23 protein-coding genes are annotated in these 24,029 nt (G+C 38.1%); 11 read left to right on the plus strand and 12 right to left on the minus strand.

Annotated elements, in window-relative coordinates; translation table 11 throughout:
• Nucleotides 1–7: 7 nt before the first annotated feature.
• The 9 genes from J536_RS14510 (at nucleotide 8) to J536_RS14550 (ending at nucleotide 9,171) form a co-directional block, all read left to right on the plus strand.
• Nucleotides 8–853: a zinc-ribbon and DUF3426 domain-containing protein gene (locus J536_RS14510; RefSeq protein WP_032063199.1), complete on the plus strand. Its 846-nt coding sequence runs from the start codon at nucleotides 8–10 to the stop codon at nucleotides 851–853.
• 377 nt (nucleotides 854–1,230) lie between these two features.
• Nucleotides 1,231–1,500, plus strand: coding sequence for a DNA-binding transcriptional regulator Fis (gene fis / locus J536_RS14515; protein ID WP_001086304.1), 270 nt, complete (start codon nucleotides 1,231–1,233; stop codon nucleotides 1,498–1,500).
• An 85-nt stretch (nucleotides 1,501–1,585) separates the two neighbouring features.
• Nucleotides 1,586–3,160: a bifunctional phosphoribosylaminoimidazolecarboxamide formyltransferase/IMP cyclohydrolase gene (gene purH, locus J536_RS14520; protein ID WP_032063200.1), complete on the plus strand. Its 1,575-nt coding sequence runs from the start codon at nucleotides 1,586–1,588 to the stop codon at nucleotides 3,158–3,160.
• A 122-nt stretch (nucleotides 3,161–3,282) separates the two neighbouring features.
• Nucleotides 3,283–4,569, plus strand: a complete 1,287-nt coding sequence (purD, locus tag J536_RS14525) for a phosphoribosylamine--glycine ligase (RefSeq protein ID WP_002119643.1) — start codon at nucleotides 3,283–3,285, stop codon at nucleotides 4,567–4,569.
• 487 nt (nucleotides 4,570–5,056) lie between these two features.
• On the plus strand, nucleotides 5,057–5,929 hold the full coding sequence (locus J536_RS14530) for a MetQ/NlpA family ABC transporter substrate-binding protein (protein ID WP_032063202.1): 873 nt from the start codon (nucleotides 5,057–5,059) through the stop codon (nucleotides 5,927–5,929).
• Between the two features lie 75 nt (nucleotides 5,930–6,004).
• Nucleotides 6,005–7,030, plus strand: a complete 1,026-nt coding sequence (locus J536_RS14535; RefSeq protein ID WP_032063203.1) for a methionine ABC transporter ATP-binding protein — start codon at nucleotides 6,005–6,007, stop codon at nucleotides 7,028–7,030.
• Nucleotides 7,027–7,722, plus strand: a complete 696-nt coding sequence (locus J536_RS14540; protein ID WP_002119707.1) for a methionine ABC transporter permease — start codon at nucleotides 7,027–7,029, stop codon at nucleotides 7,720–7,722. The genes J536_RS14535 and J536_RS14540 overlap by 4 nt, the downstream gene beginning before the upstream one ends.
• A gap of 152 nt (nucleotides 7,723–7,874) precedes the next feature.
• Entirely contained in the window at nucleotides 7,875–8,606 is a 732-nt protein-coding gene (gloB, locus tag J536_RS14545; RefSeq protein ID WP_005068466.1) for a hydroxyacylglutathione hydrolase, read from the plus strand.
• 361 nt (nucleotides 8,607–8,967) lie between these two features.
• On the plus strand, nucleotides 8,968–9,171 hold the full coding sequence (locus J536_RS14550; RefSeq protein WP_002119766.1) for a hypothetical protein: 204 nt from the start codon (nucleotides 8,968–8,970) through the stop codon (nucleotides 9,169–9,171).
• A 159-nt stretch (nucleotides 9,172–9,330) separates the two neighbouring features.
• Here J536_RS14550 and J536_RS14555 read toward each other — a convergent pair whose 3' ends face one another.
• Together J536_RS14555 and J536_RS14560 are read right to left on the minus strand one after the other, a co-directional pair.
• A complete protein-coding gene (locus tag J536_RS14555) occupies nucleotides 9,331–10,629 on the minus strand; it encodes a dicarboxylate/amino acid:cation symporter (RefSeq protein WP_002119617.1) in 1,299 nt (432 codons plus the stop codon).
• A 457-nt stretch (nucleotides 10,630–11,086) separates the two neighbouring features.
• On the minus strand, nucleotides 11,087–11,647 hold the full coding sequence (locus J536_RS14560) for a TetR/AcrR family transcriptional regulator (protein WP_014207150.1): 561 nt from the start codon (nucleotides 11,645–11,647) through the stop codon (nucleotides 11,087–11,089).
• Nucleotides 11,648–11,785: 138 nt separating this feature from the next.
• On the opposite strand from J536_RS14560, the gene J536_RS14565 reads away from it, so the two are divergent.
• Nucleotides 11,786–12,988, plus strand: coding sequence for an MFS transporter (locus J536_RS14565; protein WP_032063204.1), 1,203 nt, complete (start codon nucleotides 11,786–11,788; stop codon nucleotides 12,986–12,988).
• 59 nt (nucleotides 12,989–13,047) lie between these two features.
• Here the strand turns inward: J536_RS14565 and J536_RS14570 are convergent, their stop codons facing one another.
• The 5 genes from J536_RS14570 to J536_RS14590 all read right to left on the minus strand — a co-directional run bounded on the left by J536_RS14570 (nucleotide 13,048) and on the right by J536_RS14590 (nucleotide 18,095).
• Nucleotides 13,048–13,500 carry a GNAT family N-acetyltransferase gene (locus J536_RS14570; RefSeq protein ID WP_005073564.1) on the minus strand — a complete coding sequence of 151 codons (453 nt, stop codon included), beginning with the start codon at nucleotides 13,498–13,500 and terminating at the stop codon, nucleotides 13,048–13,050.
• A 27-nt stretch (nucleotides 13,501–13,527) separates the two neighbouring features.
• Nucleotides 13,528–14,901 (minus strand): PQQ-dependent sugar dehydrogenase, encoded by a 1,374-nt coding sequence (locus J536_RS14575; RefSeq protein WP_032055612.1) that lies wholly within the window; start codon nucleotides 14,899–14,901, stop codon nucleotides 13,528–13,530.
• Nucleotides 14,902–15,073: 172 nt separating this feature from the next.
• Nucleotides 15,074–15,493, minus strand: coding sequence for a PH domain-containing protein (locus tag J536_RS14580; protein WP_032055608.1), 420 nt, complete (start codon nucleotides 15,491–15,493; stop codon nucleotides 15,074–15,076).
• 66 nt (nucleotides 15,494–15,559) lie between these two features.
• Entirely contained in the window at nucleotides 15,560–17,389 is a 1,830-nt protein-coding gene (locus J536_RS14585; protein ID WP_080776769.1) for a DUF1302 domain-containing protein, read from the minus strand.
• A 100-nt stretch (nucleotides 17,390–17,489) separates the two neighbouring features.
• A complete protein-coding gene (locus J536_RS14590; protein ID WP_080776751.1) occupies nucleotides 17,490–18,095 on the minus strand; it encodes an RBBP9/YdeN family alpha/beta hydrolase in 606 nt (201 codons plus the stop codon).
• 290 nt (nucleotides 18,096–18,385) lie between these two features.
• Between J536_RS14590 and J536_RS14595 the strand changes: the two genes are divergently transcribed.
• The gene (locus J536_RS14595) at nucleotides 18,386–19,396 is read left to right on the plus strand and encodes an AraC family transcriptional regulator (protein WP_032055603.1); all 1,011 of its coding nucleotides are present in this window, start codon (nucleotides 18,386–18,388) and stop codon (nucleotides 19,394–19,396) included.
• A 92-nt stretch (nucleotides 19,397–19,488) separates the two neighbouring features.
• Here the strand turns inward: J536_RS14595 and J536_RS14600 are convergent, their stop codons facing one another.
• From J536_RS14600 to J536_RS14615, 5 genes are all read right to left on the minus strand, one after another.
• On the minus strand, nucleotides 19,489–20,499 hold the full coding sequence (locus J536_RS14600; protein WP_032063205.1) for a YeiH family protein: 1,011 nt from the start codon (nucleotides 20,497–20,499) through the stop codon (nucleotides 19,489–19,491).
• Entirely contained in the window at nucleotides 20,492–20,800 is a 309-nt protein-coding gene (locus J536_RS14605) for a Rieske (2Fe-2S) protein (protein WP_080759619.1), read from the minus strand. The genes J536_RS14600 and J536_RS14605 overlap by 8 nt, the downstream gene beginning before the upstream one ends.
• Nucleotides 20,801–20,814: 14 nt before the next feature.
• Nucleotides 20,815–21,471, minus strand: a complete 657-nt coding sequence (locus J536_RS0104525; RefSeq protein WP_032055596.1) for a DsbA family oxidoreductase — start codon at nucleotides 21,469–21,471, stop codon at nucleotides 20,815–20,817.
• The gene (locus J536_RS14610; RefSeq protein WP_032055593.1) at nucleotides 21,468–22,817 is read right to left on the minus strand and encodes an MFS transporter; all 1,350 of its coding nucleotides are present in this window, start codon (nucleotides 22,815–22,817) and stop codon (nucleotides 21,468–21,470) included. Before J536_RS14610 ends, J536_RS0104525 begins: the two co-directional genes overlap by 4 nt.
• 117 nt (nucleotides 22,818–22,934) lie before the next feature.
• The gene (locus tag J536_RS14615; protein WP_032055590.1) at nucleotides 22,935–23,987 is read right to left on the minus strand and encodes a 3-keto-5-aminohexanoate cleavage protein; all 1,053 of its coding nucleotides are present in this window, start codon (nucleotides 23,985–23,987) and stop codon (nucleotides 22,935–22,937) included.
• Nucleotides 23,988–24,029: the final 42 nt, after the last annotated feature.

Here is a 24,029-nt window from a genome sequence, read left to right on the forward strand (position 1 = left end):
TTAACTCATGAATGAAAAACAAACCCGCTGCCCTAAGTGTTTAACAGTTTATAAAGTATCTCTTACTCAATTGACTGTCGCCCAGGGTATGGTTTGTTGCCCTAAATGTAATTCAAGCTTTAATGCCTTAACCCATCTAATCAATATTGAACAGCCAGTTATGGTCAACTCAACGACTCTAGCCAATGGTTCAATGCAGACAAGATATATGACGCATTCTCACGTATTAGATATCTTTGACCAAAAAGTAGAAAACTCTAATATTGATCTTTTAACTTACCTCAACAACTTAAATTACTTTCACAATGAACCTATTAATGCTCTACCAAATCTTAATTTAGCTGAGCAGGCATCCCCACAAGAACAAGACAACAATAAAAAGCATAGTTGGCTTTACTATACGCTCTGGAGCTCTGCCAACCTTATTTTAATTTTAGTTTTTACTTTTCAAATTCTCTGGTTTAACCCTAAGCTCATGCATGCAAGCCCAACCGTTAGCCATGCTTTTAATTACGTTTGCCAAATACTGCACTGCAACAAATCAGCAGAACTTTATCAACTTATCTATATAGAAAAATTAAAAGTCCGCAAGATCGATGCGAACCATACCCAGTTCTCAGGCATATTGCTCAACCAGAATGATAAAAGTATTGAGCTTCCTAACCTAAACTTGATTTTTGCAACAGAGCCAGACAAAACAGAGGAAATCATATTAACTCCTCAAGAATACCTAGTCGAAAATTTAAGGGGTATTCAACGTATTCCATCAAACACTCCATTCCGATTCCAATTTGAGCTAAACAAAAGCAAAAAAAGGCTAGTAAATTATCGATTAGAAATTGTCCACCCCTAAAATGTAAAAAAAGTGAAAAAAAAAATAAAAAAAAATGCAGTTAATTTGCTCACTTTTTCCTAGACAATGGTATGATACGCGCCACGAAAGCTTTGACTCATATACTCCTCGCTCTCAATCCAAAAAAAATACTGTTAAGCATGTGTGCTTTTCTACTTTAAGCGCATAGCCTAACTTTTTTTGTTTTTGAGGGGGCTGTAACAAATATTTAATTATTGTTACGCTTATTTTTTATTCAATACGAAGAAATATGGCAAGCTAATTGTTCTTATGTTTTAGAGTCACTGTTTTAGGATCTAAAACAGGACTCCGTATTTTTAGACCACATTTATATACTACTTTACCCAAGCTAGTATTTGATTTTCGGATTAACTCGCATGAATAGCAAATCTCCTATTTTTACTGCACAATCTGATGTTGCTCTTCGCATCCACGTGGATCGCGCAGTTCGCCATTATTTTGCACAATTGCAAGGTGAGCAACCATCTCAGGTATATGACATGGTGCTAGCAGAAATGGAGAAACCTCTTTTATCTGTAGTTCTTGAATATACACGTGGTAATCAAACGCGTGCTGCAGAAATTCTTGGACTCAACCGTGGCACTTTACGTAAAAAGTTAAAAGCTCACGGTTTAATGAGTGAATAAATGATAAAATGCTCACGACGTCGTGGGCATTTTTTTATGCTTATTGGTTTTAATCCGTAGACTTGAAATTGTTGAATTAAACATCATGACTATTAAACGTGCTTTGATTTCTGTATCTGATAAGACAGGAATTGTCGAATTTGCTCAAAACCTTGCAGCTCTAGGGGTAGAACTATTATCTACAGGCGGCACATATAAGTTGCTTAAAGATAATAATATCGCGGTTGTAGAAGTATCTGAACATACTGGCTTCCCTGAAATGATGGATGGTCGTGTTAAGACCTTACATCCAAAAATTCATGGCGGTATTCTTGCTCGTCGTGGTTTAGATGAAGCAGTTATGGAAGAACACAACATCGATCCGATTGATATTGTTGTTGTAAACCTTTATCCATTTGCTGCAACCGTTGCAAAACCTGATTGTACTCTTCCTGATGCAATCGAAAATATCGACATCGGTGGTCCTACAATGGTTCGTGCAGCTGCTAAAAACCATGCTTCAGTAGGTATTGTAGTTAATGCTTCTGATTACGACACTGTAATTAATGAATTAAAAACTGCTGGTTCACTTTCTTATGAAACACGTTTTGATTTAGCAGTTAAAGCATTTGAACATACAGCTCAATACGATGGCATGATCGCTTCTTACTTAGGCGCTCGCGTTGGTAAGACTGAAGGTGAAGCTGACTTATTCCCTCGTACATTCAATACTCAATTGAACAAAGCACAAGATTTACGTTACGGTGAAAACCCACATCAATCGGCTGCTTTCTATGTCGAAGCTAATGCAAAAGAAGCATCAGTTTCTACTGCAAAACAGTTACAAGGCAAAGAATTGTCTTATAACAACATTGCAGATACAGATGCTGCACTTGAATGTGTTAAATCATTCGCAAAACCTGCTTGTGTCATCGTGAAACATGCTAACCCTTGTGGTGTTGCGGTTTCTTTAGACGGCATTAAAGCTGCTTATGATTTAGCTTATGCAACTGATCCAGAATCTGCTTTTGGCGGTATTATTGCATTCAACCGTGAATTAGACGTTGCAACTGCTCAAGCAATTGTAGAGCGTCAATTCGTTGAAGTTATTATTGCTCCAAGTATTGCTGATGGCGTGCTTGAAGTAACTGGCGCTAAGAAAAATGTACGTGTTTTAGTATGTGGCGAGTTACCTGCAATTGATGCACGTGCACCGCAACTTGACTATAAACGCGTAAATGGTGGCTTACTTGTTCAAGATCAAGACTTGGGCATGATCACTAAAGATGATCTTAAAGTAGTTACTAAGCGTGCGCCAACTGAGCAAGAAATTGATGATCTTATCTTTGCTTGGAAAGTTGCAAAATATGTAAAATCAAACGCAATTGTTTATGCTAAAAACCGCCAAACTATTGGTGTGGGTGCAGGTCAAATGAGTCGCGTTAACTCAGCGCGTATTGCTGCCATTAAAGCTGAACATGCTGGTTTGGTTGTTGAAGGTGCTGTAATGGCTTCTGATGCATTCTTCCCGTTCCGTGACGGCATTGATAATGCTGCTAAAGCTGGCATTAAATGCATCATTCAACCAGGTGGTTCTATGCGTGATGAAGAAGTAATCGCTGCAGCAGACGAAGCTGGTATTGCAATGGTGTTCACTGGTATGCGCCATTTCCGCCACTAATTTAAATTTAGTCCTCCCTAACCCTCCTTTCATTCAGGAGGGTTTTCCACAATAATGGAGCTAACTCCACCTTGAGGAATAGAGGGGGATGAAAAGGATTAAAGTTAAGGAACAAATTAAAAATGAATATTTTAGTTTTAGGTAGTGGTGGTCGTGAACATGCTTTGGCATGGAAAATCGCGCAAGATACCAAAGTTACTCAAGTTTTCGTTGCACCGGGAAATGCGGGAACTGCAACTGAAGACAAATGCGTTAATGTTCAGCTTGATATTTTAGACAACCCTGCAATTATCGCTTTTGCTAAAGAAAATAATGTTGAACTTATTATTGTTGGTCCAGAAGCACCTTTAGTGAATGGTGTGGTAGATGCTGCTCGCGAAGCAGGTCTAAAAATTTGGGGACCAACTCAATATGCTGCGCAGCTTGAAGGCTCAAAGGCATTTGCTAAACATTTTTTAAAGCGTCATAACATTCCAACTGCTTTTTACGAAGTATTTACGGAAGTTGATGCAGCTAAAGCTTATGTTGAAAAAAATGGTGCACCAATTGTAATTAAGGCAGACGGTCTTGCTGCTGGTAAAGGTGTAATCGTTGCAATGACCAACGAAGAAGCTTTTGCAGCAATTGATGACATGCTTGCAGGCAACAAATTCGGTGATGCTGGTTCACGTGTTGTAATTGAACAGTTCCTTGCAGGTGAAGAAGCTTCTTTCATTTGTATGATTGATGGTAAAAACATTTTACCAATGGCAACGTCACAAGATCACAAGCGTATTTTTGAAGGTGACCAAGGTCCTAATACTGGCGGTATGGGTGCTTACTCTCCTGCTCCGGTGGTAACTTCTGACATTTTCGAACGTGTTATGACTGAAATCATGCGTCCGACTGTTGAAGGTATGGCTGCTGACGGACATGTCTACACTGGTTTCTTATATGCTGGCTTAATGATTGATGAACAAGGCCAACCGCGTGTGATCGAGTTCAACTGTCGTTTCGGTGATCCTGAAACTCAGCCAATCATGATGCGCTTAAAGTCATCTCTTGTTGAATTGGTAGAAGCTGGCATTGCTGGCAATTTGCCAAAAGAAGCTGAATGGGATGAGCGTAAGTCAATCGGTATCGTACTTGCAGCCGAAGGCTATCCTGATAGCGTACGCAAAGGTGATGTAATTTCAGGTATTGGACAATCACCTGAAGATACTAAAATTTTCCACGCAGGCACTGCAACTCGTGAAGATGGTCACATCGTGACTTCTGGTGGTCGAGTTCTTTGTGTAACTGCGCTAGGCGACAGCGTGCTTGAAGCACAAATTAACGCACTTGAAGTATGCGGACAAGTAACCTTTACAGGTATGCAATATCGTAGTGACATTGGCTATCGCGCAATTGCACGAGAAAAAGCTGAGTAAAAAACTCTCAACTGATAAAAAGCCCTCTATTAAAGAGGGCTTTTTATATTTCATTCTTATTTATCAGAAAATTTTATATAAATCCCAGTTTTTATTCACTTCCAATCAATAAGATCGAAACATGTCCACTATATTGAATATGTTTTTATTGATATGATTAGATAAAGCGTTGGAACTTTCCACAAAGTTATTGTGCCTTTAAATATTGAGGCTCATCATCTAATTCTGTTAGGGATAATATTTATTTTTAACATTAAATACTTTTAGAAATCGCTTAAAGACTGTCAACTCATGATAGAACTGTTGTGAAAATAGTTTTATTTAGTACAGATCAAAAACGGTAAAACAAGTATCTGAGGAATTAGAAAAGACCTAAAAGCTATAACTTTTAGCATTCAAAACTTTGTGACGTGACAACAAAACTCATTTTCTTTTCTAGAGAGCCAACTAAATAGTTGATATCTCTCTTAATCAGGACTTTTTTTACATGAAAAAGCTGATCAGTCTTTTTTTAAGCTTGTCTGTGCTATTACTTGCAGCTTGCGGTAAACAACAAAGTGAACCACAAGCTGGAAAGAGTGGTGATTCATCACAACTTCAAACTGTGGTTATTGCCTCAACTGGTTCTGACGCTGATATCTGGCGTTATATTTCGACTTTACCAGAAACTAAAGCTGCTGGTGTTAAGCTTGAGGTGAAAAATTTCACTGATTATGTTGCAATGAATACAGCTGTAGCAAATAAAGAAGTTGACTTAAATGCATTCCAATCTTATGCATATTTGGTGGCTTTCAATGCATCAAATAAAGATAAAATTGCTCCAGTTGCTACAACTTATCTTGAGCCAATGGGGATCTACTCAAGTAAACATAAAAAAGTAGAAGAATTCCAACAAGGTGCAAGCATTGCAATTCCTAATGATGCAGCGAATGAAGCTCGTGCATTATTGTTATTACAAAGTGCTGGCTTAATTAAACTTAAAGCTGACTTCGACCCTGCTAAAGGCACACCAAGCGATATTATAGATAACAGTAAAAAAATTGATATCAAACCAATCCAAATGGCGACAGCTGTACGCGTAAAAGATGAAGTTGATGCAATTGTTTTAGGTAATACGTTAGCTTTAGAAGGTGGTCTGAACGTACTTAAAGATTCTATCTACTATGAGCCTGTTGACCAAAGCACTAAACTGAATGTAAACATCCTTGCAACAGCTGAATCTCGCAAAGATGACCCAATTCTTCAGAAAGTTGGTCAGCTATACCACACTGAAGCTGTTAAAAAATACGTTGAACAACACTTTGGTGGTACAAAAGTTGACGTGAATCAGCCAATCAGCTACCTCACGGAAGCTAAATAGTAATATAATAGCTGCAACGCGAAACAGGCAAAGACTCTTTGCCTGTTTTTTCTTTTTAGCATAGTTTTTGACGACATGATTCAATTTAAAAACATTTCAAAGCACTATCAGCTTAAAGGCCAAACCATACGAGCTCTGGACCAAATTAATTTGGAAATTCCTGAAGGGAGTATTTTTGGTATTATTGGCTATAGTGGTGCAGGTAAAAGTACTTTAATCCGCCTGATTAACTTACTTGAACGACCAAATGAAGGTCAGGTTATCATTAATCAAAAGGACTTCACTGCTTTGGATGCGCGTTCATTACGTCAGGAACGTGCAAATATTGGTATGATTTTTCAGCACTTCAATTTGCTACAAACCAAAACGGTTGCTGAAAATATCGAAATGCCAATGTGTCTGCTGAATTACAATAAAGCAGAACGTGAAAAGCGCTTAAATGAGTTATTGGAGTTCATTGATCTTAAGCATAAAAAAGATGCTTATCCTGATGAACTTTCTGGCGGCCAAAAGCAACGTGTCGGTATTGCTCGTGCTTTGGCAAATCATCCAAAAATTCTTTTGTGTGATGAAGCAACCTCTGCCCTAGACCCACAAACAACCAAGTCTGTTTTAGAGTTACTCAAGAAAATCAATCAAGAGCAAAAAATCACAATCGTTATGGTGACCCATGAAATGGATGTCATTGAAACTGTTTGTGATCATGTAGCTGTGATGGAAGCTGGTAAAGTCATTGAACAAGGTTCAACGATTGATATTTTTAGTAATCCTCAACATCCGACGACTAAAAACTTTATTCAAACTGTGTTACATCAACAGTTGCCTGTGAATATTTTAAATCAACTCGAAAATCAGCATCACCATAGCATCTACTGTTTACAGTTTTTGGGCCGTTCTGCTCAAGAACCTGTAATTCAGTCACTGATTAAACAATTTGATATTAGTTTAAATATCTTATTCGCTAACATGACTGAAATTAACGGTACTGTCATTGGTCAAATGTTTGTACAGCTTCTAGGTGAGCCACAGTTGATTAAACAGGCTATCGAGTTTTTAGAGAAAAATGAAGTGAGTGTAGTTCAATCAGGAGATCAAGTATGAGAGATTTAATCGTACAGTGGTTAACTGAACTTACTCAACCTTTCTGGCACAGTTCTCTTTCAATTGACCAGTTTGTAACAGCTCTACAAGAAACATTTCACATGGTGTTTTTTGCGCTTTTATTTGGTGGTATTTGGGGTTTCATTCAAGGGGTTATCTTGCTTGTAACTCGACCAGAAGGTATTTTGCCAAATAGATTCGTCTATCATTTACTCAACCCAATTGTAAATGCGTTACGCTCTCTCCCATTCATTATTTTACTTATTGCAGTGATTCCTCTTACCAAGTTATTGGTAGGAACTTCAATTGGTACATGGGCTGCGATTGTCCCTTTAACAATTTACGTTGGTCCATATATGGGACGTTTGATTGAAACTTCCCTACTCGAAGTAAATGAAGGAATTATTGAATCTGCTCAGGCGATGGGTGCTACACCTTGGCAAATTATTTACCGCTTTATTTTGCCAGAAGCACGCAGTTCACTCATTTTAAACCTCACAACAGCGACAATCAGTTTGATTGGTGCAACAGCAATGGCTGGTGCAGTGGGCGCAGGTGGTATTGGTGACTTAGCAATCTCTTATGGTTACCAACGTTTTGATACAAGCGTTGTAATTTTAACAGTAATTGTTCTATTGCTCTTAGTACAGATTGTACAGACGCTAGGTAACTGGCTCTCTAAGATCCGTTAAATTACTCATATAAAAAGCTCCCTAAATGGGGGCTTTTTTGTTTTATATACATCGTTTTCATAAAAAGGTTGAGTGAGTGGCTTAATACCATTTTCTGTTATTATCGAAAACAGTGATTACTTATTCTTTGGATTTGGTTTTAGGATAAAACAATGCGTTATAGAATTCATTTTATTGATGTACAGAATGCCCTCCAAAACTATATCTGGATTTTAGAAGATACTGAAACCCAAGAGGCTGTTGCAGTTGATCCAACAGAAGCTGATCTTGTGACTCAATTTTGTCAAAATTATCAACTCACTTTAAAACAAATCTGGCTCACTCATTGGCATAAAGACCATATCGGTGGTGTAGCGGATTTAACGGCTGGCCAAAATATTACTGTCTATGGTCCACGTGATGAGCTCTCAAAAATTCCGGGAATTACTCACCCCTTACAACATGACGATCATTTAAAATTTAATGATTTAAAAGTAGAGATTATCGCGACCCCAGGTCACACCTTAGGGCACATTGTGTATTTTATTGAAGAGTTAGAAGCTGTATTCTGCGGTGACACTTTGTTTGCAATGGGATGTGGACGATTATTTGAAGGTACGGCTGAACAAATGTATCACTCACTTAGTCGTTTAGCAGCGCTACCAACACAAACCAAAGTTTATTGTACGCATGAATACACGCTTTCAAATGCCGAATTTGCCTTAACGGTAGAGCCGCATAACCACGCCTTATCTGAACGAGCTGAAGAAGTTCGTGAGCTACGTAAACAAGGATCAATCACCCTTCCGAGTACGATTGAACTCGAATTAGCCACCAATCCTTTTCTTCGTGCAGAAAGTGCTGAAGACTTTGCTCATTTACGTGCACTTAAAGATAACTTTTAAAGTTAAAGCCTCTCCTTTTAAGAGATACAGTTTCATTTTAAAAACTGTATCTTTTTGCATAGTGCACGTTGATCGTAATTATTTTTTACATTTAGTATCTTCATATTTATTCATATTTTTAAAAATTCCCTCGAATTTATATTTTCTTAAAAACACGCCAACAAACAATCCATTAAATAAAAAGTTATTATTTTTTAGTTACATAACACCACCATATTTTTATAAAAATGAAAACTGTTCTTTCTCTATCTTACTTTTTTTACAAGTTGCAAAATAAAACAAAGTTTTCCCCCTTTAAAAAATCTAATTAAAACCCTATTAATAAATAAGATGTAATGCCACGGATAGAAGGAGTTCTCACGTGAAAAAGGTTGTTAAAGCTAAAAATTTGATTGCGTTTCGTATTTGGTTAGAAAAGTTAGGGTATTCAGTTAAAAATCTTGCTGATGGAAAAGGTTTTACTTTTAGTTTTAAAAAAGAATATGGTTTAGTGACCTGTGATTTAGCAGGTAATTCATTAGCGATGCAATTAGGTGAAGAGTTTGAGGATCACTTAAAAGCATAATTTTTTACGACTCGATTTACAGTATTGTCTTTTTGAAAGATAAGTAATATTGCAAAACTTTAGAATGGTTTAATTAAAATATATTGTTAGATATTAAACAAAAAATCTGTAGCGGGGCTACTCTCCCAAATTGTCCTCAGCTACAGATTTTTTATAAGATTATTCTGCTTTAGGATTCTTTAAAGCTTTATCTAAAAGATCTTTATCTAAAGCTTTATCCCATCGTGCTACAACAATTGTTGCGCAAGCATTACCAACTAAATTTGTTAATGCACGGCACTCTGACATAAAACGGTCAATACCAAGAATTAAAGCCATACCTGCTACAGGAACCGCCGGTACAACCGATAGAGTTGCAGCCAGAGTAATAAAGCCTGCACCAGTCACCCCTGCTGCACCTTTAGAACTTACCATTGCCACAAGAAGCAATGCAATTTGTTCACTAATTGATAAGTCAACATTACACGCTTGTGCGATGAATAGAGCCGCCATAGTCATGTAGATATTTGTACCATCGAGGTTAAATGAATAACCTGTCGGAATCACCAAACCTACCACCGATTTTTCACAACCTGCTTTTTGCATTTTATCCATTAAAGATGGTAAAGCTGCTTCAGAAGAACTTGTTCCTAAAACCAACCAAAGTTCATCTTTGATATAACGGATTAAATGAATAATTGAGAAGCCATTGTAACGGGCTACTGCTCCTAGGATCACTATGACAAACAATACCGCTGTAATATAGAATGTCATAATTAATAGTAATAAATTACCAATTGATTCGATTCCATACGCACCAATGGTAAAAGCCATTGCACCAAAAGCACCGATTGGAGCCAGCTTCATTAACATACCAACAAGGTAAAAAACTGGAGCTGTTAAGTTATTTAAGAAGTCGGTAATTGGACGTGCACGGTCACCCAATGCAGCCAAAGAAATACCAAATAACACCGCCACAAACAGAACCTGCAAAATCTCGCCACCTGCCAGAGGGCTAACTAGAGTTTGCGGGATAATATTCATGAAGAAGTCAGTAATATTTGTTGCATGCGCCTTTTCAACGTAAGTATTTACTTTATCGTTGACTAAGGTAGCGGGGTCAATATTAAGACCTTTACCTGGTTGGATAATATTTGCCACAATCATACCAACTACTAGCGCCAAGCTTGAGAAGGTAAGGAAATAAAGCATAGCTTTACCAGTTACACGGCCAACTCGGCTCATGTTTGTCATACTGGCAATGCCTGTAACAACGGTTAAAAAGATGACGGGAGCAATAATCATTTTAACGATCTTGATGAATGCATCACCAAGCGGTTTTAAACTTTCGCCAAGTTCTGGGTAAAAATGACCAATTAAAATGCCCAAAATAATTGCAAAGATGACCTGTACATACAAAATTTGGTGAAACTTCTGTTTTTTCTGTACCGTTTCTTGGTCAAGGGTATTGAAATCCATTATCTAAATACCTTTTCGATGGGGATAAAAAAATAAAATATAAAGCGTGCACCACAAGCTGCTTTATCAAGGAAAAGCCATTGTAAAGAATAAAAAACGGCCTGTGTTATAAATTTAAAAAATGTCAAATTCAATAATCATGCAATAAATTATATAAAATCATTTTAATTTTCTAGTTTTAAAAAATAAAAAAACAACCAAAATTCGTTATAAAGCATTATTTAATCTTAATATTTTAAGTAAAAACATGCACAAAAATGGCTGTAGAAGTTTAATTGTCTCATACCAGCACAACATTTATTAAATAAATGATTTTATAAAAAACATGTAAATTATAAATTATGAAAATTTATTTTAAAAATAATAAGAAAAATTGATATATAATTTTTTAACAAGATAAAGTGTCTCTTTTTTGTTAAAAAAATCCTACTAATAGGCTTTGATAAATTAATTCAAATTAGGGAGCGTTAAATAACCGTTCCAATAAAATGTGGACGTAATCTAAGCTTAAGGTACGTTCAGTGAATAAGATGCGAAATAGCATAGGGGCAATAACAGCTTCGATAATTTCTTCATTATTTATAGTGGGTTCATTACGCGATTTAGCTCTGGCTTGAATAATATCAAGTTGTTGAATAATTAAGGTTTCACATTTTCTTGCATTTGAAGAGTCGGCTGTATATAGCACATCACGCAATAATGTTTGACCAACTTCAGAAGAATACTCCTCAAAATATTGTTCAATCCATGCAGTGATATCTAGCTGAAATGAACCTAAATCTTTTGGTTCCATATCAGGTTTAAGTTCATTTAGGGCTACATCTGAAAATAGCTGATTAATATCGCCCCAACGGCGGTAAATTGTCGAAGGTGTTACTCCTGCCTCATGAGCGATCATAGGTATGGTAATCTGGCTCTGCTCTAAGGTTTTTTGAAGCTCTTTTACCGCTTGGTGCACCGCAGTTTGAATTCTTTCACTACGACCGCCAGGACGTAAACCAGTAACAACTTTTGCCATTTATAAACTCTGTAAAAGGAATCAAAAAATTTATAAATATTTATATCTATATACAAAATACACTAAAGCTAAAGATTTGCTTTAGTGTGAAAATAATGTATAAAAGCTAAATATTCGCTTTTATGTTATTCATCTTATATGAACAATTCAAGTTCAAAACGGTCTGGATCAGTTTTTCAGTTAGATAGTGCAAGTGCATTGACACTCAATACAATCACGCTCATGACTTTTATGGCAGCGTCTAGTGCACCGACTCCACTTTATCGTCTATACCAACAGCTTTGGCAATTTTCACCTGTCACTTTGACTTTAATTTTTGCAACTTATGCTTTTACTTTGCTGGGTTCATTACTGATTATTGGTTCTTTGTCTGACTATATTGGACGTCGTCCTGTCATTATTGCAGCCATTTTTCTGCAAATTATTTCGATGAGCTTTTTCTTATTTGCTTCAGATGTTTCGATGTTATTTATTGCACGGGGCTTACAAGGAATCGCAACAGGGCTTGCTGTCTCGGCTATAGGCGCAGCAATTTTAGATTTTAGTAAGCTTCAGGGTTCGCTTATTAATAGTATCGCACCAATGGTCGGCATGGCTGTTGGTATATTTCTAACTTGTTCTATTTTGCAATTCTCTGCCCAACCGTTACAGCTTGTTTTTGAATTTTTATGTCTTCTTCTTATTTGTGAACTCATTTTAAGTTTTTTTACTCCTGAAACAGCCCAAAAGAGATCGGGTGCTCTTGCCTCTTTAAAGCCCAATATGGCTATTCCTCCACAAACAAAAAGTGCTTTATTGAGTATTAGCCCTATTAATATTGCTCTTTGGATGGTCAGTGGTTTCTTCCTATCACTTATGCCCTCTTTACTGGCAAAAATTTTCCATACTTCATCTGCATGGCTAAACGGTGTTATGTTTATAGCGCTAGCACTCTCAGGTGCGGCAGGTATATTAACGCTTAGAAAGTCGACAAATTATCGTATTTTATTAATAGGTACTCTTTCAATTGCTATTGGTTCAACTGTTTTATTTTTAGCAATTAATTTTACAAATGCAGTAGTTTTATTTCTTGGTTCTATTATTACGGGTGTGGGTTTTGGTACAGCTTTCATGGGAGCAATTCGCACAGTAATGCCTCTAGCTTTACCAGAGGAACGCGCAGGACTTATGGCTGCATTTTTTGTTGAAAGTTATTTGGCTTTTAGTGTTCCAGCAATTTTAGCTGGCTATTTTGTTGGGAAAATTGGGCTGATGAGTACAGCAAATAGTTATATTAGTTTTATTATTTTACTATCGTTTGTTGCCCTTCTTTTGATTTTTAAAAACTTTAAAAGTAAATAAGCCTATAAAAAAATAGCCTCTATAGAGGCTATTTTTTTTTAGATGCTCTTTAAATTCTATTAAAAAGTATCTGCTACATACATACGTACCATCTCGCCTTCCTCATCCTTTACCAACATTAAAAACCGCCAACCACATTTTTCATAAAACTCGGTATGGTCTGTTATTAAATAAAGTGTTTGGATGCCCTGATTACTCAAGTCTTCACGTATAAAATCTAAAATGTGCTTTGCAATATTTTGGTTTCGATAGTTCTCTTCTACAAATAAAGCACATAAGTTTGGTGTTAAATCTTTACGCTCATGGAAGTCATTATCAATGACTCCTGCTCCAGCAATTAAATGCTTATCTTCATTTAAAACAATGTACCACTGTGGAATAGCATGTTTTTGATCAATGGAAATCTGAATGCTATCAAGATAGGCTTCCACAGGGATTTGCCATTTTTCAGAAAACCACTGTGCAGCCATTTCTTTGTATTGAGGGTAATCAGATAACCGTAATATTTGCATAAAATAAACCTATTTTGTCCAACCTTTTTAAGGTTGAGTCACTGAACTACTAATGGATTGCTGGGTTGGACTCTCATAAGTTGTCTCTGCAACTGGCGAAACGCGCCAAATCGTATTGCCCACATCATCTGCAACTAACACAGCACCTGAGAAATCAATTGCTACACCCACAGGGCGACCATACGCTTTGCCTTTATCGCTGAGGAATCCAGTCAAAATATCTTGCGGTGGACCAGAAGGCTGACCACTTCTAAATGGTACAAAAATGACTTTATAACCACTGTGAGGTTTACGGTTCCAAGAACCATGCTGACCGATCAATGCCCCACCTCTAAATTGTGGCATCAGTTCGGCTGCATAAAATGCAAGGCCTAAAGAAGCCGTATGGTTGCCTAGTGCATAGTCGGGTTTAATTGCACGAGCAACCATTTCAGGATTTTGCGGTTTTACTCGCACATCTACATGTTGACCATAGTAGCTATAAGGCCAACCATAAAAAGCACCGTCTTGAACCGAAGTCATATAATCGGGTACTAGGTCACTACCGATTTCATCGCGCTCATTAACCACTGTCCAAAGTTTACCGCTTTGAGGTTGCCAAGCCATACCATTAGGATTACGTAGTCCTGTTGCAAATGGGCGAGACTGACCACTTGCAATATCAAACTCTGTAATTTGTGCACGACCTTTTTCTTGATCTAAACCATTTTCAGCAACATTACTGTTAGAACCGACAGTAATGTAGAGCTTTGTACCTTCGCGATTAGCAATTACATTTTTGGTCCAGTGGTGGTTTAAAGCACCACCCGGTAAGTCCAATACTTTGGTTCCACTGGCTGTAATTTGAGTTTCCCCTTCTTGGTAAGGAAAACGCACCAGTGCATCCGTATTGGCGATATATAAGTTATTACTTACCAATGCTATACCAAATGGAGAATTTAAGTTTTTAAGGAATACCGTTTTCTGGTCAGCGACGCCGTCTCCATTGGTATCACGAAGTAAAATAATACGGTTTGCGCTCGGATGAGATGAGCCTGCACGCCTCATCACAAAAGTCATGATTTTACCTTTAATACCTTTGCTGTCTTCCGGTTTAGGCGGAGCATCTGTTTCAGCAACCAATACATCGCCATTTGGTAATACATAAAGCCAACGCGGGTGCTCAAGTCCTTTGGCGAAGGCTTTGACCTTTAAACCTTCTGCTGGAGTAGGCATAGCGCCATTTGGCCAACCTTCTGCTGGGGCTATATTAACGGTCGGTAATAAGCTTGTTTTTGGTTCAGGAAGTTTTGGTTCTGGGCCATAACTATCAGTAATTGGATATTGAGAGGATGACGCACATCCTGCAAGTACACATACAACCGTAATGCCTAAAGTTGGCTTCAAAAAATCGTTAAGCATCTTTTATCTCCATTTTATTTATTCGCAATAAATACAGGTTAATGCTTTAGAAGAGAGACTTATAGTTGATTTATTTAACTGTGCTGAGCATTACAGACCGTATTTTTCAAAAATCTAATACATAACTGAGTATTTATTAGGCACTTAATTTACTTTCTTAATTAACTATCAATTAGAACTTGGTCCCAGAACTATTGTTTAAAGTATTTAAAAAGCTCTCTTTATCTTTGGGCGAGATCATTACTGTAGCCATTCTTCCATCTTTCATATAATAAATTTTAAGTCGATCTAGCGATAATGCTGGAGAAGAAAGTGGATTATGGGTAGGTTCTATTTGAGTAATATCATTGATATTAATTTTCCATCGAAATACCAAGCTCTTAATGATTAATGTGTTGTTTTCTACTACGTAATACGTGTTAAAGACCGGAAGCCAAATAACCAAAATGACTAAACTATAAATGAAGAGGTGCTGAAAATTTGAAGCTAAAGAATAATGATGATTTGCTTCATAAATTTTCATAAGGATATTGCCAGTGACAACAATAAATATGAGTAAAAGCCACCAATCAATTTTTGATCTAAATTTCAAAGTTATCCTCCACGTATAAATATCATTTATAACGAGCCTTTCTATATTTTTTATAAAATAATTGAACTAAAAATTAGCTTTAAATGTTAATGATACAAAATCTCGATCATCTATCGTGCTAAATTCATTAGAACCAAAAAAGTTATTATAGGCAATCTCTGTTGTATATTTTTGCTGATAAGTCATAGATAACGCCGCAGTTACACTCATTTGCCCTTCTTGAAAGTTTTGGCTATATCCATAAACATCGTGTCTAAAACTAAGACTTGGCGTAATCACTGTAGAGGGTAAAATATCTTGATAATTTAATGCTCCACGTAATCGGTAACCTAATGACCATTCATTAAAAAAACCGTTTTTATTACAAAAGCGTTCATTCAAGTTATCAATTTCTGCATTGGTAAGATGAGCTGTACCATACGGCGTACATTTAAACTCACCTGTTTCAGGATTATAAGCACCTGTTGAAAGCTCACTACGACCAAATGCGCCTGTCCGGCCAATCCGATGATTACCAATATCTGCAATATGGTTTAAGGCAAACTCTGTAGACCATGTCATCGAATTTGCACCCCAAATATTGAATATGCTGCCAGTTGCTCCAACCGAAAATTGTGTTACAGGTAAGCGTACATATCCTTGGATATATTGACCCAATCCAACAGTTTTTCCCGGCGGTGCAAATGGTGTTCCTTCTGATAATACTTGAGCATAGACAATGTCTGTACCGTTTAGTTGCAAAGGTTGATTAGGTTTGTGGGTTAACTCACTAAAAACGTTTGTTGTTCCAACTTTACCAGTCAAACTTAATCCAAACATTTTGATATTTTCAGGATAGATAGAAAAATAACTCGCGCTATTAAAATGTTCGGGTCCTGCAGCTGTTACGGCCGTTCCATCAAAGTTTGCATTACGGTTATGGTAATTCGCATAGTAAATACCTAACTCAGCATTATTTAAACTGGGTAATGTCTGTTTTAAAGCAATACCATATTGGCCGTTATCCTTTGCTTTTCTACTTTCTGCACGTGGAATATAGGTACGTAAACGAATTGCGGTATCCGATAATTTATCTCCACCTCCAGCAATCAGAACTGGACCTGCATTTTCGGGCACAAAGTCTGAAATCTCAAAGAAAGTTCCGTTACCATCAACAACTGAAGGTCTAAATTTAAATTGATAGAACCCTTCTATTTTCAAATTTTTATTAATGCTTGTGTCGAATGAAAACATTTCGGTTGGAATGATTCTTTCTTTTGCATCACCACCCGGTCGGTTAATTGCAGCAAAATCAAAAGCACTCACCGAATTTAAACCGTTTTGAAAAAACTGAGATTTCCCCCAATTTAAAGTCTGTTTGCCTAATTTTAAATTGATGCTTTTTCCATCGTCTAATTCAAAATCTTTCCATATATAGGCATTCCATAAATCGATACCTTTGAACTTTGCGAGCCTTGGCCACGCTGAATCATTAAAGGGTTTAAAGTCTCCGTGCCCTGTCTCATAGGCATGGTCATACCAGTATTTAGTGCTAATGACCGCACCCTGCTGTTTTCCATTTAGCTTAACTTCGGTTATGCCTCTGATGATCTGTGAAATGGCATCATATTTACTAAAATTCATACGCCCATCATCACCATTCACATCAATGCTAGCGCCTTGTTTACCTATTTTGTTTGCGTCAGGCCGATAAAGTAATGAAACGGATGGATCTTGCGTACTCCAACTGGCACCTAAGCTTAATGTCGTCCTTGTCTCGAACTTCCAGTCTTTATCAATATCAAAATTGGCTGCATTTGCTTTAGACATGAATAAAATTAGGCTTAATGAAATACCTATTTTTTGAATATATAGAACGTGATTATTTCTTTGATTTAAATAGACGTACTGACCCATCATATTATCTCCCTATAACTATGATTTTTTTATTTATTGCTTATTACTCAAAGCCATCCATTGGCTTTAAATGGTTTACATAAGCAGGTATTTTTTTGCACTAGGCTGGTTGTTCGACCTGATCTAACTGTTGAATGAATTGTTCAGCTAAAGGCCAATAGCCAAAGCCAGATGCAGGGTTTAAATGTCCCACTTCACCTAAATTTACGAGTCGACTACCCCACTTTTCTGCCATTTCACTGACAGCTTCATAACAAGCTAAATGGTCATTGGTGCTTGCAACCAAAATGCTGGGGAAAGGTAGTTCTTGATCTGGTAAAGGACTCCATCCTTCTTGATGAAGTACAGTTGGGCTTGGATAATTTTCTGGCCAGCTTTCGTTTAAGTCAGGTGGAGCCACAAGTAGAGCTCCTTGAATTGGTCGTTGATATTTTGCAGCCCAGTGTATTGTCATCAGCACACCAGCGCTGTGTGCGACCAAAATGACAGGCCCTTGTATTTGTTCGAGTTGTGCCTGAATAGCAGCAACTCTATTTTCACAATTGAGTTTATTAGTTTCTACAGGTGGTACAGAGCGAACCTTTGCTAGCTTTGTTTCTAAGATCGTTTGCCAATGCTCGGGAACATGATCGCGTAACCCCGGAATAATTAAAATTGTTGCTTTGGTTTGTATTTTTTCCATTTCGACGCCTGTGAATTTTGCCATCTAGGATGCATAAGAATTTTTATAAAACTCTATTCACAATAAAGGCTCATTTCAGTTAATGGTGTACATAAGACGTCACGGACTTTTCATTTGACGACACATCTTTTTAAAATTTCGTAAATTAATTAAAATAGTTTTTGTAATTACAAATGAATTAAGAGAACAGCTTTAAAATTAAATCGACATCATGATTAGGCGCTTAAATAAAAGCTTTTGTAATGTGGATATTTTAGTTATAACTAGATATGAGCTGTAAGGAATATGGCTGATTAAGAACAGGAGATAATAAAATGGTGCCTCTTGCGCATACCGCCTCTTTAAAAAATTATTTGGCAGTTGCTCAGCAATTAGATCTAAATCCCTACCATTTATTATCACGTGTTGGGCTTAGCCAAACTCAATTGAATGATCTTAAACAACGTATTCCTGTAGATAAAGCCATTACCTTGCTTGAAGACTCAGCCCAAATGAGTAATTGCGATGTTTTCGGTTTACATATGGCAGAGCAACGCGAAATCGCGGATTTTGGTGAACTGAGCCTATTATTAAGTTACCAATATACTTTGAGAGAAGCGCTGCAAACGATTGTTCGTTACAGGAATTTACTCAATAACTCACTTGAAATATATATAGAAGAAATTGACGATACAGTAGTTATTCGAGAAGAAGTTGTAACAACAACTTGCGGGTATAGCCGTCAAGCCACAGAACTTGCTTTAGGAATCACCCATCGTTTTTGTGCAGCACTCATGATGCAAAAATGGCGACCATTAAGTGTACACTTCACTCATAACCCGCCTAGTGATTTAACTTTGCATCGGCGAATTTTTGGCTGTGCGCTCGAGTTTGGTAGTGACTTTAATGGCATTGTTTGTACTGCGGCCGAACTTGATACAACAAACCCTCAAGCAAATTTGGCTATGGCTAACCATGCACAACGTTATTTAGATATTTTGCAGAATAGCAATGAATCGACCATGATTTTTGATATTCGTAAAAGTATTTATCTTCTTTTGCCAATGGGCCGCGCTACTATTGATCAAGTCGCTCAAACACATGGTATTCATGTACGAACTTTACAACGTCGATTAGAAGAAGCTCAGACGAGTTTTAGTGATTTAATGAATGAAGTACGCAAAGATCTCGTATTTCGTTATTTAAAAAATCTAAATTATTCACTTGCTCAAGTGTCTGATATTTTAGGTTACTCAATGCCGAGTTCTTTTACCCGTTGGTTCATTAGCCAATTTGGTATGTCACCAAATATGTGGCGTAGTCACAATAAAGCCCTGCTCAATTAATTTCTCTTTATTTGACACCCCATAAAGTCATTTAAAGTATAAGGAAGCTGGGAAACTACTCCAGAACTTCCTTAAAAATCTAATTCTTGAAATTAAAACCACAAGCGCATAAGCCCAAGAACCAATACCACTAAAAAGATGCTTTCGCCGATCATTAAAAGAATCGGTTTAATGCCGACAGATGCTAATTCTTTTAACTGAGTTTTCATTCCTAAAGCACTTATTGCGATGACTAAAAACCAGCGCGATAAATCATTGATTCCATTTTGAACCATCGTTGGCACCCATCCTGTACTGTTAATACAAGCGAGTAGTAGAAAGCCAACGGCAAACCAAGGCAGTAATGGTGGTCGCTCTCCGGTTGAATCTGCTCCTTGCATGCGGGTAATCATGGCTGCACAAACGATTACTGGAAGCAGCATGGCCACACGCATAAGTTTAACTACAGTCGCCGTATCGCCAGTTTGAGTAGACATGCTATAACCAGCGCCGACCACTTGCGCCACATCATGAATCGTAGCACCAAGAAACACACCAGCCGCTTGTGGAGATAGCTCTAGCCACTTCGCAATCATCGGATAGACAATCATTGCAAAGGTTGAAAGTGCCGACACGCCAATCACGGTAAACAAAGTCGCCTTTTCTTTTTGCGGATGATTTGGAAAAGCAGCGGATAGCGCCAGTGCGGCTGAGGCACCGCAGATTGCCGTTGATCCACCAGTGAGCATGCCAAATAGTTTTTGGAAGCCTAAAATTTTAGCGGCAATAACAGAAACTGTAATTGTGACAACAACCAAAGTGATAACTAACGCAACTGGTTGCCAACCTAGTGCGGTAATTTGTCCTAAAGTTATACGCATTCCGAGTAACGCGATACCCATTCTGAGCACACTACGTGCAGTAAACTCGATACCTGCCTTACATTTACTTTCAGCAGCTAAAAAATTCACGCTCATGCCGAGTAATAATGCAAATAGCATAACTGGCGCGCCATAGTGCTCTGATAAAAAACAGGCAGCTGCTGCAACGACCGAACTGACCACAAAACCTGGTGCTAATTCTCTTGTACGCTGGGAAAAATTTTTCAAAACTAAACTACTCATGATTTTCCCCACAGCCCATCACAATAAATACCTTGTCCTCGATCACTTCTACGGGATAGGTTGCAACTTTGAGCTGAGAGGAATTAACCAAACAGCCATTTGTTAAATCAAAACGTAGACCATGGGCACAGCACTGAATCACTCGTCCTTCTAGACGTCCGCTAAATAGCGATGCGCCCTGATGAGGACAACTGTCATCGATTGCATAAAATTGAGCCGCAACGTTAAATAGTGCGAGAGTTTTATCTCCAATTTTAAAAAAAGCCCGCTCACCTGAATTTGGAATTTTTTCAAAAGGCACTTGAAATCGGTTGGTCATATCAACTCTCCTTGTGCCAGCATTGCCTCTTGCATCGCTTGATAAAGTGCATCTGCTGATTGCGCGCCCACCAAGGCAGAAGCCCGATCAAAAATAAAGTAAGGCACGCCATTACCTCCTGTACTTGCAGAGATAAAATCTTGATGATCTTGAATAAGCAAATCTTTGATCAGTTCACGCGGGAAACCACAGCGTTTGGCGATTTTGTATAAAGTAGTGGTATTTCCGATGTCTAACCCATCATAAAAATATGCAGCAAAGAGTTGTTCTAACAACGCATTGCACTGCTCAGGAGTTCCTATCTTTAAAGCTTTATCAAATAAGCGATGAGCTTTGGCCGTATTTGGCATTCGTTTAATTTGCTCAAAATCGATCTTGAGCCCAACTTTATTTGCAGCTTTATTGACCTGTTCTTGTCTCATACGAACTGCTGTCAAGCTACCTAACCGTTTCAAATAAAACGTTTGAAACGGTACACCTTCAACAGCTAAGTCAGGTATAAGCTGAACACCTCGCCAGTGCACGATAACTTTGACTTTGGGGTGAAGCTGATAAAATCTATTTATAGCGATCAGTAACTGACGTTTTCCGATCAAACACCAAGGACAAATAAAGTCAAAAAATACATCAATGTGTAATTGCCGAATCATCATTTGTTATTCATCCCGCATTTTTGTATTTGGTTACCTGAATGATTTTCAAGCTCAGTTATTGCTTGCTGCTCAAAGCGTGAGATATCTTTGTGATAATGGCGTTTGGCATAAAAAAATACTGCTGCAGCTGCAATACTGACCAATGGCATGAGTTGAAATGCGCTATGTAAACCAATCACATCAGATACTTTGCCAACCACTAAAGGACCAAGAGCTAAACCAAGAAAATTGTTAGCTAAGGTGAGTGTTGCAAATGCAGAGCCATGAACTGAGTTATGTGTGAGATTGGCCACCATGGCACTAGATGGCCCATTGGTTCCTAGGGCAATAAACATTCCGAGGCAGATGAGAAGTAACTGGTTACGTCCCACAGGCATAGCAAAAGCAATTGATAAAAGAACACAACCGAGCAAGCAGTATGTAATCGCTAAACTGACCTTACGATCTGGACAGTTACGGCCCAAATAATCACACAACATGCCGCATAGAATTGTGCCTACTGCACTACATAGCAAAATGATCGCTGCCATTACGCCTGCTTTGTCGGTACTCATGCCGTAATAGCGATTGAGATAACTCGGCATCCAGACAATCACTGTGCCACCAACAAATAATTGCAGACCACTACCAATGTAAGTGGCAATGACTGAACGACTTGAATATAAAGTTTTTAAAGGGCTTTTTATGTGCTGGGTTTTACTACGAATTTTATTTTGAGGTGCTGCATTTATTCTGTTTTCTTTCACTAAAATTGGATATAGAAAAGCCAAAATGAGACCAAATAAAGCAATGCCTCCAAATGCCCAACGCCACCCGAAGTGCTGTGCGAGTACACCACCTAAAGCTACACCCAAAAATGAACCAAATACGCCACCCGCCATAAAAGCACTGGCGAGTGTTGCGCGCATTTCTCGTGGAAAAACAGCCACAACCACTGCAATTCCAACGCTGCCATAAGCAGCTTCACCCACACCAACCATAAAACGAGCAATAAACATTTGCTCATAATTTTCAGCCAGTGCACATCCTAAAGTCGCCAAACTCCATAAAGCCGCCATAATAGCCAAGCTTTTCACTCGCCCAAAATGGTCTGCCATTAAAGATAACGGCAGAGTCAATAAACCCACCATTAACGCGACAATGCCACTGAGCAAACCTAACTGGCTATCGCTGAGCAACCACTCATTTTTAAGTAAAGGAAAGACTGCGTTTAAGACTTGCCTTGACATGTAATCTGAAATGAGCAAACCAAATGTCAAAGCAAAAACAAGCCATGCATAACGACGAGGTATACTGATTGACGTATCAACATCGCTCATCTGATCTGAATACTGATGTGTATTCATACGACCTCCTTGTATTTTTTATAATTTCTATTTAGCTAGTGCAGCAGCGCACTTTTAAAAACAAAGTGAATAAGCTGCACTACATTTGAGGTCTAAATTCCGTTAGACCTTGTCACATTAGTTACGCTGCGGCACGCCTTTTTGCCCTGCTTTACGGTTGGGTGCCATACCATTTGCGATTAGAGTTTCTTCAATACTGTTGTATTGCACCCCAATACGATAAATTTCACGGGCTTCTTTTCCTGAGGCAATTTCACGGCCTAATTCATGGGCAATCCGAACGGTTTGCTTAATTTGCTCTACAGATGAAAAACGGCGTCCGTGATGATCAATGATCGTGTCTTCGTTACCCACTCGTGCATGTAAACCCATTGCCATCGACATGGTGTTAAAAGGTAATACATTTTTGAGCAGAGATTCTGATGTCAAAGTACATCCATCAGGTACGCGATGAATAAAATTAAAGAAATTAAATGGGTTTGGACCATCAAAACCACCGCCAATTCCAATCCAAGTTAAGTTTAACGGCCCCATGTACAACCCTTTACGCACCATACGTTCTAGCGTCTCAAACCCATGCATACCTGTTAACTGAAAGTGCGGTTGAATATTGTTTTTACATAAGCGCTTAATATGTTCGGTAACCCATGCAGGCCCTGCAGGCACAGTCATCTCTGCATATGCTGCCTGAGTCGCTGGATGTGCCAATGAAGTCCCTTCTAAATATTCAGGATAGAGCAATTCCATAATATTCATTTGTGTGGTGTTAATTGCCACCGTGACCTGATCGGGCTTTGGAGTGAGTTCTGCCAACATATGTCGGGTATCATCACTTAACCATAGGGCTGCCTCACCTTCACTTTCTGGTGCAAATGAAATCGAACCACCCACCTGAATAATCATGTCAGGCACAGCTTCACGAACCCCTGCAATGAGCTCATTAAATTTTGACAAGCGTTTAGAGCCTTTGCCATCAAGCTCACGGACATGTAAATGCAGCACTGTCGCGCCCGCTTCATAGCACTCAACCGCTTTTTGAATTTGCTCATCCATGGTCACTGGAATATCTTCGGGAAAGTCTTCTGGCATCCATTCGGGTCCATACGGCGCAACCGTGATCACCACTTTTTCCATATTTTCCGGGTGCAATGAGTCGTCAAAGAATTGCATGTGCATCTCCTCATATATTTTTTAGAATTTTCAATTAGATAA

It is taken from the genome of Acinetobacter sp. 809848 (assembly GCF_000581275.1).
Lineage (GTDB): Bacteria > Pseudomonadota > Gammaproteobacteria > Pseudomonadales > Moraxellaceae > Acinetobacter > Acinetobacter pittii.

Bases quoted from the DNA above. Each gene is read 5' to 3' on its own strand.
- J536_RS14510 (WP_032063199.1), top strand. From the start codon at position 8: ATGAATGAAAAACAAACCCGCTGCCCTAAGTGTTTAACAGTTTATAAA.
- fis (WP_001086304.1), top strand. From the start codon at position 1,231: ATGAATAGCAAATCTCCTATTTTTACTGCACAATCTGATGTTGCTCTT.
- purH (WP_032063200.1), top strand. From the start codon at position 1,586: ATGACTATTAAACGTGCTTTGATTTCTGTATCTGATAAGACAGGAATT.
- purD (WP_002119643.1), top strand. From the start codon at position 3,283: ATGAATATTTTAGTTTTAGGTAGTGGTGGTCGTGAACATGCTTTGGCA.
- J536_RS14530 (WP_032063202.1), top strand. From the start codon at position 5,057: ATGAAAAAGCTGATCAGTCTTTTTTTAAGCTTGTCTGTGCTATTACTT.
- J536_RS14535 (WP_032063203.1), top strand. From the start codon at position 6,005: ATGATTCAATTTAAAAACATTTCAAAGCACTATCAGCTTAAAGGCCAA.
- J536_RS14540 (WP_002119707.1), top strand. From the start codon at position 7,027: ATGAGAGATTTAATCGTACAGTGGTTAACTGAACTTACTCAACCTTTC.
- gloB (WP_005068466.1), top strand. From the start codon at position 7,875: ATGCGTTATAGAATTCATTTTATTGATGTACAGAATGCCCTCCAAAAC.
- J536_RS14555 (WP_002119617.1), bottom strand. From the start codon at position 10,629: ATGGATTTCAATACCCTTGACCAAGAAACGGTACAGAAAAAACAGAAG.
- J536_RS14560 (WP_014207150.1), bottom strand. From the start codon at position 11,647: ATGGCAAAAGTTGTTACTGGTTTACGTCCTGGCGGTCGTAGTGAAAGA.
- J536_RS14565 (WP_032063204.1), top strand. From the start codon at position 11,786: ATGAACAATTCAAGTTCAAAACGGTCTGGATCAGTTTTTCAGTTAGAT.
- J536_RS14570 (WP_005073564.1), bottom strand. From the start codon at position 13,500: ATGCAAATATTACGGTTATCTGATTACCCTCAATACAAAGAAATGGCT.
- J536_RS14575 (WP_032055612.1), bottom strand. From the start codon at position 14,901: ATGCTTAACGATTTTTTGAAGCCAACTTTAGGCATTACGGTTGTATGT.
- J536_RS14585 (WP_080776769.1), bottom strand. From the start codon at position 17,389: ATGGGTCAGTACGTCTATTTAAATCAAAGAAATAATCACGTTCTATAT.
- J536_RS14590 (WP_080776751.1), bottom strand. From the start codon at position 18,095: ATGGCAAAATTCACAGGCGTCGAAATGGAAAAAATACAAACCAAAGCA.
- J536_RS14595 (WP_032055603.1), top strand. From the start codon at position 18,386: ATGGTGCCTCTTGCGCATACCGCCTCTTTAAAAAATTATTTGGCAGTT.
- J536_RS14600 (WP_032063205.1), bottom strand. From the start codon at position 20,499: ATGAGTAGTTTAGTTTTGAAAAATTTTTCCCAGCGTACAAGAGAATTA.
- J536_RS0104525 (WP_032055596.1), bottom strand. From the start codon at position 21,471: ATGATGATTCGGCAATTACACATTGATGTATTTTTTGACTTTATTTGT.
- J536_RS14610 (WP_032055593.1), bottom strand. From the start codon at position 22,817: ATGAATACACATCAGTATTCAGATCAGATGAGCGATGTTGATACGTCA.
- J536_RS14615 (WP_032055590.1), bottom strand. From the start codon at position 23,987: ATGCAATTCTTTGACGACTCATTGCACCCGGAAAATATGGAAAAAGTG.